Raw genomic sequence first — 16,406 nt, 5'->3', positions numbered from 1 at the left:
GTCGGCCTGCCGAACACGACCGCCATGGGTGGACTGAACCCAGACTTCGAAGGCGAGACTGTCATCGTGACCGGCGGCGCGTCGGGCATCGGCCGGGAGGTCGCCACGCAGTTCGGCGACGCCGGCGCGACGGTGCTCGTCGCCGACATGGACGAGGAACCGAAAGACGGGGACGTCCCCACACACGAACGAATCGAGGAGGCGGGCGGCACGGCCGCGTTCGTCGACTGTGACGTGACCGACCGCGCGGAGCTGAACGCGCTCGTGGAGGCCGCTCACGAGTTCGGTGGCGTCGACGTGATGGTGAACAACGCCGGCGTGTACATCGAGGGGTCGATCCTCGAACTCGATCCCGAGGAGTTCGACCAGGTGCACGCGGTCAACGCCCGTGGCGTCTACTTCGGAACACAGGTGGCGGCGAACGACATGCTCGAACGGGACGACCCGGGCGTCGTACTCAACACTGCCTCGATCAGTTCGAACCAAGCGCAACTCGACCAGGTGCAGTACGACTCCTCGAAGGGAGCGGTACGGATGATAACCCGCGGGGCAGCGCTGGAGTTGGCCGAGCACGGCATCCGCGTCAACGCCGTCGCGCCCGGGCAGATTGCGACGGAGTTCGTCGAAGGGCTCGCCGAGCGACAGCGTCGAGCGGCCGAGAACGACGAGCACATCAAGCCCGTCCCGCTCGGACGAGCGGGCGAACCGGCGGACCTCGCGGGGGCGTATCTCTATCTCGCGAGCGACGCCGCCGGGTACGTGACCGGCGAACTCCTCCACGTCGACGGCGGGTGGCAGGTGTTCTGAGGCGCGCCCCGGCGACGACTCGCTCTCGAACCGGGTCCGTCGTCGTGTGCGGCTCGCTGAACAGCACGTTCACCGGAACGAGGAGCGGTGCGGTGTGGATCTCGGAGACGCCGAACGGTCGAACGCGACCGACACGTCGACGCGCTCGGTCGCGTGGCTGTCCGAAGACCGGCTGCTCCGACGGCGAGATCAGCCGAAGTACTGACTGAGGTAGTCGCTGGCGTTGTCCTGTGTCACCTCGAGCCCCTCGATGACGATGGTGTCCTGGACGTCCTCGCCGGCGAGGTGAGCCTTCCCGCGGTCGATTGCGGTCGTGACCATCTCCTCGGGGAGTTGGGCGATGGTGCCGTAGTACTGGTTGTCGGAGAACAGTTCCACCCACGCCTGCGTGCCGTCGATACCGGTCACGGGCACCGACATATCGGCGTTCTGGAGCGCCTGGTGGGCACCGAGCGCCATCAGGTCGTTCTGGCAGAACACGCCGTCGATCTCGTCACCGTACTGGGTGATGAAGTCCTCCATCACGCTCAGGGCGTTCTGTGTCGAGAACTCGCCGGTCTGACTCGCGAGTCGGTTCAGGCTGTCGTTTTCGCTGACGGCGTTCTGGAAGCCTTCCCCCCGTTCGTTCGTGACGCTCGCACCGGGAGTCCCCTCCAGTTGAACGACGTCGTAGGTGTCCGCGTCCGCGTTGTCCTGCATGAACGAGAGACAGAGTTCGGTCGACCGGCGGCCGAGTTGGACGTTGTCCGAGGCGACGTAGGTGACCGTCTCCCCCTGCGCGACGTTTCGGTCGATGGCGACGACCGGAATGCCCGCGTCGTTGGCCTGCTGGATGGCGTTGATGACGCCCTCCGCGGTGATCGCCGAGATCATGAGGAAGTCCACGTCGTTCGAGATGGCCGTCTCGACGTCGGAGACTTGCGCCGATTGGGAGTTCCCCGAGTCGTAGAACGAGGAATCGGACGCGATCAAACCCTCGCTCTTGGCCTGCTCGAACGCGTTCTCCATCCGCGCGAAGAACGTGAACTCGAGCGACGGTACCGAAAGGGCCACCCGAGGGGTCGAGCCGCCTCCGGACGTCTCCGTCCCATCCCCACTGGCGGTCTCCGTGCCGTCGCCGCTCTCGGTCATCGCGCCGTCACCTTCGGTCGATGTCCCGCCACCGTCTCCGCCCTCGGTCGCCGCGCCGTCGCCCTCGTCGCCCCCTCCGCCGGCACAGCCGGCGACGAGCGCTGTACCAGCGACGAGACTGCTCCGTACGAACTGTCGTCTGTGAACGTCTCGTGACATGTGATACCACGCTTTCGGGTCCCAATTAAAAGAACTGTCGGTGAGATTGGACGAGCGTCCGGTCAGTCCCGGCCGGCGACGTTCGCGAGGACGGCCAGCATCAGAACGACGCCCTGCGCGACGAGTTGTCCCGCCGGGTCGACACCGAGGAGGTTGAGCCCGTTCTGCAACACGCCGAGGATGAGGACGCCCACGAGCGTTCCGATCATGTTCCCCGACCCGCCGAACAGGTCGGCCCCGCCGAGAATGACCGCCGCGATGGGAGGCAACAGGAGCCCGGCACCCATCGTCGGAACGGCGCTCCCGAGGCGGCCGAGCGTCACCAGCCCAGCCACACCGGCGAAGACGCCCGAGATGACCAGTGTGCCGAGTCTGACCTTCGCCACGTCGATGCCCATCCGCTCCGCTGCCTGCCGGTCGCCGCCGATGGCGTACACGTACAGTCCGAACTTCGTGTACGAGAGGATCAACTGTGAGACGACGAGCAGCGAGAAGAAGACGATGACGATACTCGGGAACCCCAGAATCCGCGACCCCCGACGGCCGTCAGCGACTCCGGCAGCCCGATGATGGGGCGGTTGCCGGAGACGATGAGGCCCAAACCGTCGGCGAGGAACAGCACCGCAAGCGTCGTCATGAACGAGGGGACACCGAACCGTGCCGTCACGTAGCCCGAGGTTGCGCCGAAGAGGCCGGCGAGACTCAGTCCGAGGAGGACGGCGAGCGGGGCCGGCACCGCTGACCCCTCGAAGAGTCGCGCGCCGACCGCGAGCGTCGCGATGGTCAGCCCCGCGACCTCCATCACCTGTGCGATACTCAGGTCGATCTCGGCGCAGAGGATGGGAAACGTGACGCCGATCGCCATAATACCGATGATGGACACCTGCTGGAGGACGTTCACTTGGTTGCCGACGGTGAGGAACCGGTCGTTCGTCAGCGTGAAGGCGACGTACAGCCCGACCAGCCCGATGAGCGGTCCGTAGCGACTCAGGCTCCCGACGGAGAGTCGTGTCCGTGTCGAAGCGACGACCGAGTTCAACATGACAGCCACCTTCTACGAGCACCGGTTTATACCTTGGGGGATGCGTTCGAGTCACGTGCCAGTCGGCCTCATGGTGGCGGCGAGGACCCTCCCGTGCGAACGTTTTTCACGCCAGTTATCGACATGAGTCACATGGCGCACGCCAGTGCTCCCGACGAAGACCTCGTCGTCGAGATGGACGCGATCACCAAGACGTTCGGCGAGGTGGTCGCCCTCGAAGACGTGTCGCTCGAACTCCGCCGGAACGAGGTGCTGGCGCTGGCGGGCGACAACGGCGCTGGGAAGTCTACGCTCATCAAGTGCCTCGCCGGCGCACACGAGCCGGACGAGGGGACGATTCGCATCGACGGTGAACCGGTCACTATCGACAGTCCACGGACCGCGAAGCGACTCGGTATCGAGACGACGTTCCAGGACCTCGCCGTCGCCGGTAACCTCACCGTCACCCAGAACATCTTCCTCGGCCGTGAGACGGTGTCCGGGCCGGACACGCTCCTCGGCGTCCTCGACAAGCGCGCGATGCGAGAGCGCGCCCGCGAACTGCTGGAGGAGTTGGAGATCGGCGTCGACGTCGACGAGAAGGTGGCCAACCTCTCCGGGGGGGAACGACAACTGGTCAGTATCTCGCGAACGCTGCTCTCCGACCCCAAAATCGTCATCATGGACGAGCCGACGAGCGCGCTCTCCGTCGAAGGCGCCGAACGGGTCCTCGAACTCATCGCCCGAATGCAGCGGCAGGGTATCTCGATCATCCTCATCTCGCACAACCTCGACTACGTCCGGCGGGCCGCCGACCGCATTCAGGTGCTCCACCAGGGTCGAAGCGCGGGCGTCGTCGACGCGGAGAACGTCGAACGCGAGGATATCGTGCGACGGATGGTCAGTGGGATGCCGGACGCGGACCGGACCGAACAGCCCGCAGACGCCTGAGACGCGGTCGAACCTGCTCCGGACGGCTCTTCACACGACGTCTCCGAGCGGTCTCACCAGCGGGACGAGCACGGTCGACGCGACCCGAGTGACGAGCGAGGTGGCGACCACCCGAGCGACCTGTGAGCGGTACACCGAGGCGCTGCTAGTCGATGCGATACCGCTCTATCGCCGCCGAGTCGAGGTCGACACCGAGCCCCGGCCCGTCGGGGACGGGAACGCGCCCGTCGCCATCGGGCCTCGGTGGTGACGGCGAGAGCTCCTCGCGGAGCGGGTTGGCCGAGCGGTCGAACTCGAGCCACGGTTCGTCGGGAAGGGTGCTGACGAGGTGGAGCGTCGCCGCGAGCGCGACGGGCGTGCCCCAGGCGTGGGGGACGACCGGGACGCCGTACTCGCGGGCGAGCGCCGCCACCCGACGGGCGGCCGTGAGTCCACCGACGTTGCAGACGTCCGGTTGGGCGACGTCGAGCCCGCCGCGCTCGAACAGCCGACGAAACTCGTACGGCGCGTGACACTCGCCGCCGGCGACGCGAACGTCGAGCGCGTCACGGAGCGCAGCGTAGCCGTCGAGGTCCTCCGGCGGGACGGGCTCTTCGAACCAGGAGACGTCGAGCGGTTCGAGTTCGCGGCCGACCCGGCGGGCCGTCCCCGCGTCGTACGCGTAGTTCGCGTCGACCATGAGCGTCGTGTCGTCGCCGACCGCCTCGCGGATGCGGCGGACGAGTTCGACGTCCTCGTCGGGGCCGTACCCGAGGAGTTGTAGACCGACTTTGGCCTTGACGGCCCCGAGCGCGGCGGCGTTCTTCCGCGCTTCGGCGGCGAGTGACTCGTACTGGGTTTCGAGGGCCGCGTCGTGTCTGAAGTAGTGGCCCGTCGCGTAGGCGCGGACCGACTCCCGACGGGCCCCGCCGAGCAGACGCGACACCGGAACGTCGGCGAGTTTCCCCGCGAGGTCCCACAGCGCCAGGTCGACGCCCGAGAGCGCCGGCAGCGGGACGACCGACTGGTACGCCCGCCGCCCGAGGTCGTAGAGGTCCTCCGAGCGACGTTCGACCGGTGTGGGGTCCGTACCCACCAGTTCCGGGGCGAGCAGTCGGTCGACGGTCTCGCGCGTCCCCGCGATGGGACCCCAGCACTCGCCCCAGCCGACGGTGCCGTCGCTGGCCTCGACTCGGACGAGCAGCGCCGCCCGCGTCTCGACCCACTCCTGTGCGTAGCCGAACGGTTCGTCGAGCGGCGCTTCCAGCGGGACCGTCTCGACGCGCTCGACGGTGACGTCGGACATCGTCTCGTCACCAGGAGGTTATCTCGACGTCGCGCAGCGGGCGGTCGAGCGGAATCGAGACGCGACTCCCCGTGAAGTGCGAGAGGTAGAAGGCGACGATGATTTCGAGCGAGCGCGTCGCCTCCTCGCCGGTCGAGCGGTTCTCGGCGTCTCCCGAGAGCACGTCGACGACGTGGGCGGCCGCGTTCGGGAACGCCTCGCGGTAGTCGTCGTCCCACGTCCACGCGCCCTCGATGCCGGGGAGGTCGCTCTCGACGTGTTCGCCGTCCCGGAGCCGCCAGTACCGCCACTCGCCGTCGTCGTTGTTCATGTAGAGCTTCCCCTCGGTGCCGATGAACTGGAGGTTCATCGACGATATCTCCCGGGGGAGCGTACAGTCGACCGTGACGAACGTCCCGTCGTCCATGACGACGTGCCCGCCGCCGCCCGAGTCGTCCACCTGTGCTGCGGCGTCGAGCGAGTCGACCGCCTCGTTCTCGCCGGTGATGTACCCCGATACCTGGTCGGCCCGGGCGTCGAGGAGGTAGACGAGCGTGTCGAGGAGGTGCGTCGAGTTCCGCATGAGTTCCATCCGGAACTGCGTGCCCACCGAGCGCACCTCGCCGAGCAGGTCCTCCTCGACCAGGAGTTCCCGGAGGTGGTGGAGTTTGTCGGTGAACCGGAACGAGTGGTTCACCACCAGTTCGACCCCCGTCTCATCACAGACCGAGACCATCTCCTCGGCGTCGGCGACCGAGGAGGCGATGGGTTTCTCACACCAGATGGCGTCGGGGCTGGCCGCAGAACGCGCCGCGTCGACAGCGTGGTCGTGGTGGAGGTACGAGGGCGTACAGACGGAGACGACGTCGAGGTCCTCGGCCGCGAGCATCGCCTCGTGGCCCACGTACCGCCCCGATTCGGGGATGTCCCACGCCGTGCCGAACCGTTCGAGGCGCTCCTCGCTCACGTCGGCCACGGCGACGAGTTCGATGTCCTCGGTGGCGTCGTACCCGCCCGCGTGGCTCGCCTGAAACTTCTTCTTTCCGATCTGGTCGGTGTCGTGCATCCCGAGGATACCCATCCCCGCGATGCCGCCGGCGCCGATGATGCCTGCGCGGTACGTCATCACTCGTAGACGTGGACGCTCCCCGTCTTGTTCGCCTCGACGAAGTCCCAGTCGTAGTCGACGCCGAGTCCGGGGTCGTCGGGGACGGGGACGGTGCCGTCGTCGTCGATGGCGTCGAACATGTCCGAGTAGTCGCCCTTGTACACCGGCGGCGGCGTGTTCTGCGCGATGGGATGAACGAGCGCCATCTCGTAGTAGTTCGCGTTGCGCGTCGCCGCGATACAGTGTCGCTGGGCCGGGCCGGGCGCGTGGAACTCCACGTCGAGGCCGAACCCCTCAGCCATGTGAGCGACCTTCATCGCGCCCGTGATACCCGCGTCGTACTCGGGGTCCGCGCGGACGAAGTCGGTCGCGCCGTTGGCGACGAAGTCCGTGTGCGGCTCTAACCCCCGGACGTGCTCGGTCTGCAGCAGGGGCGTGTCGATGAGTTCCCGGAGTTTCGCGTGGCCGTGCTGGGAGACGCCGCCGTCGCGGTAGGGGTCCTCGTACCAGAAGAAGTCCTGCTCGTCGCACGCTTTCCCCACCTTCAGGGCGTCGGCGAACGTCTCCAGTTCGCACGCGGGGTCGACCATGAGGTCCATCTCGCTTCCGACGCGCTCGCCGACCGCGTGGACCGTCTCCACCTCGCGCTCGACCTGCCGCGCCTCGTCGCTTCCGCCCCACCCGTGAATCTTGAAGCCGGGGTAACCCGCGTCGCGGCACGTCTCGGCGAAGTCGGCGTACGCCTCCGGCGAGTCGAGGCCGCCCGCGTCGTCGGCGTGATACGTGGAGGCGTAGGCGGGGAGTCGGGTTCGATAGGTGCCGAGCAGTTCGTGGATGGGCGCGTCGTAGTACTTGCCCGCGAAGTCCCACAGCGCGATGTCGATGGGACCCATCCCCATCCGGTCGTACTTCCTGAGCGCCCGTTTCACCTCGCTCCAGTGTTTCTCTCGGTGCAGCGGGTTGCGCCCGACGAGGTAGTCCGCGAACGTGTTGATCTGTGCCGCTCCGGGGGAGTTCCCGCCGATGTACTCGCCGGTGACCCCCTCGTCGGTGTGTATCCGCACGGCGAACAGTTTTCGTACCGTCGTCGTCCCGGGTTCGTACGCGAGGTTGAACCCGAAGCCGTCGGTGCCGACGTCTTCGAGTTCGTACTGAAACTCGGTGCTCTCGATCCGAGTGATAGTCGGTGCCATGCGTCGACCTCAGTTGGCTCGGTAATAAATGGTGGCGATGGGGATCGGGACCGCCGACGGACCGTCGCGTCGACCGTCATCAAACCCTTGTGCGACCATATCGCACGCCTCCGCCGGAGCGACCCCCGCACGTCTTCGACCCCCGCGGTTCGCCGTAACCGCCGGTAGAAGTTACAGATATATGTCTGTAATTTTCTCGAACACCGAAGACGCGACGAACCGCTAGTCGTCGTGTCGTCCCGCGATTCCGAGTGGTTCCCCCGCCGGAACGCCGGCCGGAGATTTCGGAGAGGAGCGTTCCGAAAAATCACCGCACTCACCCGCTCTGTATCGAACACCCGGATTCGACTTCCGAGAGGTCACTCCACGGAGTGATTTTACACTCATATCGGACACCGCTCGCTCGCGGACCGGTCGTCTCGAACACACGTCTGAGACGCGTTTTCTCCGTGTATTACCGAATCAGGTCGGACGTCGAGGCCCTCGGTCTGACACACAGACATCCTCAAATTCCGTATGGACGGGTGAGAGAGCGGTCGATAACGGTGCTCCGCATCTCGTTCACCAATGTCGAACAGTGACGGTCGAACTCCGGGAGGTCGTATGCCCCGAAACGCGGTGACTGGCCGCGTGTTCGACCGTGTGTCGGTCGACGACCCACGGCCGGTTCGGCCGGAGCACGTTCGAAGAGAGCGTGAGACGTCGTCGCGGCGCTGCCACGCGCAGGGGGGTGGCGAACGGGAGCCACATAGATTTATATGACGGGCTCTACTGCGGCACACCATGACAGACGACGAGTCGCGGACGACGGATTGGCTGGCCCGCGACGAGGCGGCGCGGAGCTACGTCGTCGAGTCGACGCGGGCGGTCGAGTCGCTCGTGGCCTCGACGTACGGCCCACGTGGGTCCGACTCGGTCGTCCTGACGTTCGACGGAAAGGGGGAGCCCGAAACCGTCGTGACGAAGGACGCGGGGGAGATTCTCGACGCTATCGAACGGGGCGACGGCTTCGTCCACCCGGTCGCGGCGCTGTTCGTGGACGGCCTCGACTCGGTCCGACGCGGACTCCACGACGGGACGACGGCCGCGGCGCTTCTCGGCGCGCGACTCGTCGAGTCGGGGGTGGACCTGATCGAAGAGGGCCTCCACCCGGGGTCGATACACGTCGGCTACGCGATGGCCGCCAACCGGGCGGGGGAGGTCCTCGACGGCCTCGCCCGTCCCGTCGACCCGACGGACCGGACGCTCCTCTCGCAGGTCGCCTCGTCGACGCTGACGACCGACCTCGACGCGACCCGGCGTCACGAGTACGCCGACGCCGTCTCCGCCGCCGTCGCGGGACTCGCCGCCGAGAGCGACGGTGAGTGGTTCGACACGGACGACGTGACCGTCCGGACCACGGTCGGCGACGGCTGCGAACTGTATCGGGGGCAGGTCGTCAAGCGCCGTCCCGGCGCGCACGAGACGAGCGAGCGGAGTCGGCTCTCGTTCGACTGGTCCCCCTCCGTCGAGGGCGTCCGAACGGGCGCGACCGTCGCCGTGGTCGAGCGCGAGATCGACGTCGAGGAGACCGCGACGAGTTTCGGGAGCGACGGGTCGGGCGGCGTCACCCTCGAAACCGCCGGCGGACTGTCGGCGTACGCGAGCGCGCGAGACGCCGCGGTCGAGTCGGTCGCGGCGGGCATCGCCGACCTCGGGGTCGAGGTCCTCGTCGTCAGAGAGGAACTGGACGACTCGGTCGCGCGGGCCATCCGGGCACGGGGCGTTTCGGTCGTCGACAGGGTGCAGTACCCGAAGTCGGATATCCACCGCGTGGCGCGGGCGACGGGTGCCTCCGTCGTCGGACACGTGGCGGACCTCGACCGGTCGAAACTCGGACGGGCGGGGCAGGTGTACGAGCGCCGCGTCGGCGACGAGAAGTGGACCTACTTCGACGAGTGCGACGGCTCCGTGTTCACCCTGGTGGTCGGGACACCGACCGAACAGAGCCGACGCATCAACGCGACGCTCGTGGAGAACGCCGTCGAGACGACCGCCGTCGCGGCGCTCGACCGGCAACTCCTCCCCGGTGCCGGTGCGGCGCCGCTCGCGGTCGCACACGACCTCCGCTCGTTCGCCCGGTCGGTCGAGGGGAGAGAACAGTTGGCTATCGAGGCGTTCGCCGACGTCTGTGAGTCGCTCGCGGTCACGCTCGCGGCGAACGCCGGCTACGACCCGCTGCGCGTGCAGGCGACGCTCAGGAACGCACACGCGTCGGCAGCGTCGCCCGCCCCCATCGGGTTCGATGTCGACACCGGGAAGCCGGTGGACGCGTGGGACCACGGCGTCGTCGAGCCCCGTCGCGTGTTCTCGCAGGCGGTCGACAGCGCGGTGGCGACGGCGGAGCAACTCCTCAGTATCGACGCCGTCGTCACGCCGGGGGTCGACCTCGGACGGCTCGACCCGCAGACCGAACACGCCTGAGCCGACGGTCGAGAGGAGAGGTCAGGTTCAGACCGGCGGGCCGTCGGCGACGCCGTCGTCGTCGCTCAGATCCGACGCCGACAGCCGTGCGTCGATGCGGAGCAACTGCGTCGAGAGGTCGGTCGCGGCGTCGAGGACGGCGCGCTTCAGCCCGAGCGGGTCGACGATGGGTTCGCCGTCGAGGACGTCCCGCGTCTCGCCGCGGAGGCTGTCGACGCCGAACGCGGACCGGCCCTCGGTGTGGGCCACGCGGAGGCGGATGACGCCGGCCCAGCCGTCGAGACCGGCGCTGACCGCGAGCGCGCGGGGGAGCGCGGCGAGCGCCTCGCCGAACGCCTCGATGGCCAACTGTTCGACGCCGTCGTGCTGGGTCGCGGCGTCGCGGACAGCGCGCTCGATTGCCATCTCGACCGCGCCCCCGCCGGGGACGACGCGCTCGTCGGCGAGCGCCGCGAAGACGGCAGCGACCGCGCCCTCGACGCTCTCCTCGAACGCGGAGACCGCGCGCGGGTCGGGCGCGCGACAGACGAGCGAGTACACCGGCGAGTGGTCGGCGTCGACGTGGACGAACTCGCGGCCGGCGAGTCGCTCGACGCGCACGTCGGCCGTCCCCATCGTCTCCGGCGTGACCTCGGCGAGCGAGGGGACGACCTGGCTACCGGTACACCGGACGAGTCGGCGCATCACGTCGTCGTCGACGCGCTGAATCGCCGTGACGCCGGCCTCGGCGAGGAGGGCTTCGACGCGTTCGTTCACCCCGCCCTCGGTCGCGACGAACCGACAGCCCGCGTCGAGCGCCGACCCGAGGAGACGGCGGAACTCCTCGCGTTCGTACTCGCCGATGGCCGCCCGCTCCTCGAACGTATCCACGTCGAGCGAGCGGGTGGTCTTCCCCGACTCGGTCGCGCTCCCGAGTTTCGGGACGTCCACCGTCGACGAGAGGAGGGCGACGCCCGCGTCGGGGAGGTGGCGCGGCATCGCCTCCGAGGCGGGCGGCGTCTCGACGACGACGCCGCGGAACAGTTCCGTGTCGCCGGTGCCGCCGATGCGACCGAGGACGTGGACGCTCTCGCGGCCGCCGCCGGCCGCCGACACGTCGGCCACCGCGTTCGTCACGGCCTCGCTCACGCGCGCCCGGGTCGCCGGGTTTCGCGTCCCCGTGAGCGCGCTCTCGGCGACGGCCTCGCTGCCGACGAGCGAGAGCGGGCGGGCCTGCGCGTCGAGTTCCGCCCGGGCGACGTCGAGCGCCTCGCGGTAGCCGCGGGCGATGGCCGTCGGGTGCAGGCCCTGCGCCGCGAGGTCGTCCGCGGCGCGGAGGAGCGCCCCCGTGAGGAGGACGAGGCTCGTCGCGCCGTCCCCGTGGGTCTCGCGGAAATCCGACGCCGCCCGGCGGAGGAGCGTCGTCGCCGGGTCGTCGAGGTTCAACCGGTCCAGAAAGAGGCTGGTGGACGACGTCGTCGTCACGCGGCCACCGGGTTCGACGACGAGCTTGTTCGTCCCGAACGGGCCGAGCATCGTCCCGACGAGGTCACAGACGCGGGTGACGTCGGCGAGGAGCGCTTCCCGTGCGTCGGAGTGCATACCGGGAGTCAACCGTGGCCCGACATAAGTGTACGGCCTTCCGCGCGGCGTCGGTGGACGCCTCACGGCAGGGAGGAGCGAAACGGTTAACAGACCGCGTGTGGACTGGCTTCGCACACCATGGCTAGCGAACGAGCAGCCCGGACAGTCGTCGTCACCGGGTCGAGCCGAGGGATCGGAAAACACATCGCGACGCGGTTCGCCGAGAGCGGTGACAACGTCGTCGTCTGTTCGCGGACGATAGAGGACTGCGAACGGGTCGCCGCGGACCTCGAAGCGGAGGGACACTCGGTCCACCCGGTGGAGGTCGACGTCAGCGACAAGGAGTCGGTCGAGAACCTGGTCGACGAGACCGTCGAGGAGTTCGGGCGGCTCGACGTGTTAGTGAACAACGCGGGCATCAACATCCGCGGCCCCGCGGAGGAGATGAGCGCCGAGGACTGGCAGACGGTCCTCGACGTCAACCTGACCGGGGTCTTCTACTGCGCGCAGGCAGCGGGCAAACAGATGATAGCGCAGGGCGACGGCGGCAGCATCGTCAACATCTCCAGCATGATGGGGAGCATGGGTCAACAGGACCGGACGCCGTACAACACGACGAAGGGCGGCGTCAACAACCTCACGCGGTGTCTCGCGGTCGAGTGGGCCGAACACGACATCCACGTGAACGCGCTCGCGCCGGGGTACATCATGACCGAGATGGTCGAGCAGGCACAGGAGGACGCCGGGTTCGACCAGCAGGACGTCAGAGACCGGACGCCGCTCGACCGGTTCGGGACGGTCGAGGAGATGGCGAACTGCGTGCAGTTCCTCGCCTCGGGCGACAACTTCGTCACCGGCGAAGTGCTCACCGCGGACGGCGGCTGGACGGCGTTCGGCTGGGGCTGCAAAGACGACTGAGCACCCAGAGACGGCGCTGGAGTCGTGACGGCGGACTCGTCCCGTCGCCGGTGGACACGGATCGGCCGCCCACCGCGGGAGAGAACGTCCCGGCGGCCGAGCCGCGCGGCGGCGTGCGCTCGGAGTCGGACGACGTGACCCGATGAAGCGCCCGTTCCCGCCGCGTCGACGCTTTTTGCTAGAAAAATTTAAGTACATTGTGTATAATGAAGAACTACGATGTCACAAGGCGACACGGATAGTCAGGAGAGCGCAGAGCGATCCGACGACGTGGACGACACGACACCATCGAGACGGCACTTCATGCAGTCCGCAGCGGTCACAGCGAGCGTCGGCGCGCTCGGGGCGCTCGCGGGCTGTACGGGCGGCGACGACTCGGGCGGCGACGACTCGGGCTCCGGGTCGACCGAATCCGGCTCCGGGTCGACCGAGTCCGGTTCCGGCGATTCTGACTCCGACTCGGGGAGTTCGGACTCCGGAGGCTCCGAGAGCGTCACCATCGACTACCTGAACGCGCAGGCGGCCGAGAACTCCGGTATCAAGTCGCACTTCCAGGAGTCGATGCGGACGTTCGAGGAGAAGAACGGCAACGTGACCGTCAAGCTGCAGACGGCGTCGTACGGTGACATCCGCTCGAAGCTCGCGTCGACCGTCTCGTCGGGGAACCCGCCGACGTTCGCCGAATCCGGCGGCGGTGGACTCCAGTTCTACCTCGATGGAAAAGTGCCGGACCACGCACCGTTCATCGAGAGCACGTCGAACCTGCCGGACGACTACACGACGGCGAACATCGAGTCGGCACAGTACCGCGGCGAGTACTGGTCCGCGGGCGGGATGCGCCACACGAACAGCAACCTCGGCATCAACCCGAAGCTGTTCAGTCAGGTCGGCGTCAGCGACCCGATGGAGGAACTGTCGACGTGGAGCGGGTTCCTCGACGCCGTTCGCAAGATCGACGAGCAGACCGACGCCATCGCCTACGAGGAGACCGGCGTCCCGGGCGACCTCGAATCGTACTGGGGGTACGCCCGAACGGCGTACACCGGCGGCACCGACCCGTGGATGCGCGGCCCGGGTGGAGAGAACACCATCGTCGTGGCCAACGAGGGCCACGAGGACCGCGGCAAGACCGACGGGATGATCAAGACCTGCGTCAAGATGGCTCAGGAGTTCAGCAGTTCGGAGTCCTCCCAGCGCGGCGACGAGGAGATTCCGTCGCTCATGCTCACCGACCGGGTGGCGTCGTTCAACTACGCCGTCCCGACCGCGAGTCGCTGGACCGCCGTCAAGGAGGACGTCAACTTCGGGTGGCAGGACGGCAGCGGTGACTTCATGCTCCTGCCGCACCCGAGGGTCGACCCCGAGTTCGGGAGCAACTTCGGCATCAGCGACCTCGAAGGCGTCGAGGGCGAACACGGCGGCCACATGTGGGCGCTCGAACAGCAGCAGACCATCTTCAACGCCAGCGACGCGAAGCAGAACGCGGCGTGGGACCTCAACATGTTCCTGCTCGACGACGACGAGTTCGTGCTGCCCGCGTGGGGCGAGTACTACGAGTCGCTCCCCGGCCTGCAGACGAAGCTCCAGCCGATCCTCGACGAGTACGAGATGGCACAGAGCACCGAGCAGGCGTACGAGAACGTCAACACCTACGGCACGCAGTACGCGACGACCGGCGCGGCGTGGGACGTCAGGGACACCGACCCGATCCGGTGGACCGACATCAACGAGACCATCAGCGAGGCCATCGCCGGGCAGCACTCCGTCGAGGAGACGCCCGGCCTCATCCGCCAGCGCATCGAAGAACGGCTCGGCCGGTAAGACGAGCCGTCGCCGGTCGTTCGAGGCCGGGTGCGTTCGTCCGGTCCGCTTCACCGCTCAGCCGAAGGACCGAGAAGACGACTCTCACGGCGAGCGACGTACTACGTCCGTTCTCGGGAGGCGACTCCCAAAGCGTTTTCAATGATTACCATGAACACTCGCTTACCGTGTCACAAGAGACCGCACAACACATCAGACAGAAGTATGGTCTGGAGGAGACGACACTCGTAGACAGGGTGCGGGAGAACTGGATCGGCTACCTGTTCATCATCCCGACGTTCGTGATGTTCAGCCTCCTGTTTTACTTCCCCATCGTCAGGGGTGTGTACCTCACCTTCACCAACACGCGCCTCGGGGAAGGGGGGAGCTTCATCGGCCTCGAGAACTACGCGTGGCTCCTGACGAACGACCTGTTCCAGTTCGCGTTCGGCTGGACGCTCGTGTTCGTCTTCGGGACGACGCTCCTCCAGTTGATCATCGGCCTGTTCGCGGCGCTGCTCCTGAGCGAAATCCGAGGTAACTGGCGCGACTGGACGAGCGCCATCATCATGTCGCCGTACTTCTCCGCGCCGCTGGCGGGCGGTGTCATCTGGATGTGGTTCCTCAACAGCGACTTCGGGATGCTCCCGCTGGTCGTCTCGGACTTCCTCGGGGTCGAGGCGCCGGGCTTCCTCTCGGAGGGGCTCTGGCCGTACGTCTCGCTCATCGTCGCACAGTCGTGGCACGACTACGGTTACGCCGGCATCATCTACGCCGCCGCCATCGTGGGAATCCCCGCGAGCAGTACGAGGCGGCGGCGCTCGCCGGTGCGGGGCGACTCCGGCGGTTCCGTGACGTCACGCTCCCGCACCTCGTCACCCCCACCATCATCATCCTCGCGCTCCGGACGGCGTGGAACGTCGCGGAGTTCGCCCAGCCGTTCGAGTTGACCGGCGGCGGACCCGGGACGCGGACGATGCTGATGAGCATCCTCACCTACGAGACGGCGTACGTCAACCTGCAGTTCTCGCGGGCGTACACGCTGGGGATGGCGATGATCGTCATCTCGATGGCCGCGGCCATCTTCTACGTGACCGTGATCCAGGACGAGGAGGAGCTGTACGTCTAATGATCAACGAAACACGCCGCAGTCGGCTGCTGCTGTACGTGGGGCTCGCCGCCTTCGCTCTCTTCGCGCTGACCCCGTACTTCTGGGTGGCTCGGACGTCGGTCCTGACGAACTTCGCGGCCATCGACCCGCGACGGGGATCATTCCGGCGCTGGAGAAACTCACGCTCGACCCGTACGTGAACATCTGGGAACAGTTCGACTTCGTGACGTTCTTCCGGAACAGCGTCGTCGTCTCCATCGCGGCGACGCTCATCTCGCTTCTGTTCTCCATCCCCGGCGCGTACGCCTTCGCACGCTTGGACTTCCCGGGGCGGAAGTTCCTCTTCTACACCGCCGTCTTCACCATCATGTTCCCGTGGATCGTCATCACCATCCCGGTGTACGAGGTGTTCTTCGTCCTCGGGCTCATCAACACGCTCACGGGGATCATCGTCGCGCTGTCCATCTTCGTCCTGCCCCAGACTATCTGGCTCCTGCAGGGCTTCTTCAGACAGGGCATCCCCGAGAACATCGAGGAGGCGGCGCTCATCGACGGCCACACGGAGATCGGCGCGTTCTTACGCATCGTGCTCCCGCTGTCGGCACCCGCCGTGGGCGCGGCGGCGCTGTTCTCGTTCCTCACCGCGTGGAACAACTTCCTGTGGGTGTTCGTCCTCACGAGCGACGAGGACGTTCGGACCGCGACGGTGGCGATTCACTTCATCCTCGGGAGCGACGTCCTCCGCGAGTGGAACATCCTCATGGCCGCCGTCGTCCTCCTCGTGGCACCGCCGGTCGTCTTCTACGGCCTGTCGCAGCGCTACGTCGGCGAAGGGCTCGGAGGTGCCTGAACCTCCGACGACCACCGCTTCTGATGTGTGACACCGACCCGACGAGGAACTATTAAATATTAGAGAT

Annotated in this window: 15 protein-coding genes; 7 read left to right on the top strand and 8 right to left on the bottom strand. The window is 67.3% G+C overall.

Annotation, left to right across the window (positions count from 1 at the left end):
- The first annotated feature begins 24 nt into the window (after positions 1-24).
- Entirely contained in the window at positions 25-807 is a 783-nt protein-coding gene (locus C2R22_RS00760; RefSeq protein WP_103423874.1) for an SDR family NAD(P)-dependent oxidoreductase, read from the top strand.
- Positions 808-996: 189 nt separating this feature from the next.
- Here the strand turns inward: C2R22_RS00760 and C2R22_RS00755 are convergent, their stop codons facing one another.
- From C2R22_RS00755 to C2R22_RS26815, 3 genes are all read right to left on the bottom strand, one after another.
- Positions 997-2,097: a substrate-binding domain-containing protein gene (locus C2R22_RS00755; RefSeq protein WP_103423873.1), complete on the bottom strand. Its 1,101-nt coding sequence runs from the start codon at positions 2,095-2,097 to the stop codon at positions 997-999.
- Positions 2,098-2,159: 62 nt separating this feature from the next.
- The gene (locus tag C2R22_RS26820) at positions 2,160-2,567 is read right to left on the bottom strand and encodes an ABC transporter permease (RefSeq protein WP_281259253.1); all 408 of its coding nucleotides are present in this window, start codon (positions 2,565-2,567) and stop codon (positions 2,160-2,162) included.
- On the bottom strand, positions 2,564-3,139 hold the full coding sequence (locus C2R22_RS26815; protein WP_103423872.1) for an ABC transporter permease: 576 nt from the start codon (positions 3,137-3,139) through the stop codon (positions 2,564-2,566). The genes C2R22_RS26820 and C2R22_RS26815 overlap by 4 nt, the downstream gene beginning before the upstream one ends.
- Before the next feature lie 132 nt (positions 3,140-3,271).
- Here C2R22_RS26815 and C2R22_RS00740 point away from each other — a divergent pair, with 132 nt between their 5' ends.
- Positions 3,272-4,069: an ATP-binding cassette domain-containing protein gene (locus C2R22_RS00740; protein ID WP_103423871.1), complete on the top strand. Its 798-nt coding sequence runs from the start codon at positions 3,272-3,274 to the stop codon at positions 4,067-4,069.
- A 145-nt stretch (positions 4,070-4,214) separates the two neighbouring features.
- Here the strand turns inward: C2R22_RS00740 and C2R22_RS00735 are convergent, their stop codons facing one another.
- Genes C2R22_RS00735 through C2R22_RS00725 form a run of 3 tightly spaced genes read right to left on the bottom strand, consistent with a single transcriptional unit; the run spans position 4,215 to position 7,634 of the window.
- On the bottom strand, positions 4,215-5,354 hold the full coding sequence (locus C2R22_RS00735; RefSeq protein WP_103423870.1) for a mandelate racemase/muconate lactonizing enzyme family protein: 1,140 nt from the start codon (positions 5,352-5,354) through the stop codon (positions 4,215-4,217).
- A gap of 7 nt (positions 5,355-5,361) precedes the next feature.
- Complete coding sequence (locus C2R22_RS00730) at positions 5,362-6,459, bottom strand: Gfo/Idh/MocA family protein (RefSeq protein WP_103423869.1); 1,098 nt, start codon at positions 6,457-6,459, stop codon at positions 5,362-5,364.
- Positions 6,459-7,634 (bottom strand): enolase C-terminal domain-like protein, encoded by a 1,176-nt coding sequence (locus C2R22_RS00725; protein WP_103423868.1) that lies wholly within the window; start codon positions 7,632-7,634, stop codon positions 6,459-6,461. The genes C2R22_RS00730 and C2R22_RS00725 overlap by 1 nt, the downstream gene beginning before the upstream one ends.
- A gap of 783 nt (positions 7,635-8,417) precedes the next feature.
- Here C2R22_RS00725 and C2R22_RS00720 point away from each other — a divergent pair.
- Positions 8,418-10,097: a TCP-1/cpn60 chaperonin family protein gene (locus tag C2R22_RS00720; protein WP_103423867.1), complete on the top strand. Its 1,680-nt coding sequence runs from the start codon at positions 8,418-8,420 to the stop codon at positions 10,095-10,097.
- Between the two features lie 27 nt (positions 10,098-10,124).
- Here the strand turns inward: C2R22_RS00720 and C2R22_RS00715 are convergent, their stop codons facing one another.
- Positions 10,125-11,678, bottom strand: a complete 1,554-nt coding sequence (locus C2R22_RS00715) for a TCP-1/cpn60 chaperonin family protein (protein ID WP_103423866.1) — start codon at positions 11,676-11,678, stop codon at positions 10,125-10,127.
- Between the two features lie 120 nt (positions 11,679-11,798).
- Here C2R22_RS00715 and C2R22_RS00710 point away from each other — a divergent pair, with 120 nt between their 5' ends.
- Complete coding sequence (locus C2R22_RS00710) at positions 11,799-12,578, top strand: SDR family NAD(P)-dependent oxidoreductase (RefSeq protein ID WP_103423865.1); 780 nt, start codon at positions 11,799-11,801, stop codon at positions 12,576-12,578.
- Positions 12,579-12,797: 219 nt separating this feature from the next.
- On the top strand, positions 12,798-14,399 hold the full coding sequence (locus tag C2R22_RS00705) for an ABC transporter substrate-binding protein (protein WP_245902847.1): 1,602 nt from the start codon (positions 12,798-12,800) through the stop codon (positions 14,397-14,399).
- A 385-nt stretch (positions 14,400-14,784) separates the two neighbouring features.
- On the opposite strand, the gene C2R22_RS27115 is transcribed toward C2R22_RS00705, so the two are convergent.
- Positions 14,785-14,988: a hypothetical protein gene (locus tag C2R22_RS27115; protein ID WP_321169886.1), complete on the bottom strand. Its 204-nt coding sequence runs from the start codon at positions 14,986-14,988 to the stop codon at positions 14,785-14,787.
- A 6-nt stretch (positions 14,989-14,994) separates the two neighbouring features.
- Between C2R22_RS27115 and C2R22_RS26030 the strand changes: the two genes are divergently transcribed.
- Positions 14,995-15,507, top strand: a complete 513-nt coding sequence (locus C2R22_RS26030) for an ABC transporter permease subunit (RefSeq protein ID WP_321169885.1) — start codon at positions 14,995-14,997, stop codon at positions 15,505-15,507.
- A gap of 178 nt (positions 15,508-15,685) precedes the next feature.
- Positions 15,686-16,339, top strand: coding sequence for a carbohydrate ABC transporter permease (locus C2R22_RS00695; RefSeq protein ID WP_245902844.1), 654 nt, complete (start codon positions 15,686-15,688; stop codon positions 16,337-16,339).
- Positions 16,340-16,406: the final 67 nt, after the last annotated feature.

This window comes from Salinigranum rubrum, assembly GCF_002906575.1.
In the GTDB taxonomy this organism is placed as follows: domain Archaea; phylum Halobacteriota; class Halobacteria; order Halobacteriales; family Haloferacaceae; genus Salinigranum; species Salinigranum rubrum.
The sequence above is the reverse complement of the archived record's forward strand: the minus strand, read 5'-3'. Positions and strand labels throughout refer to the sequence as shown.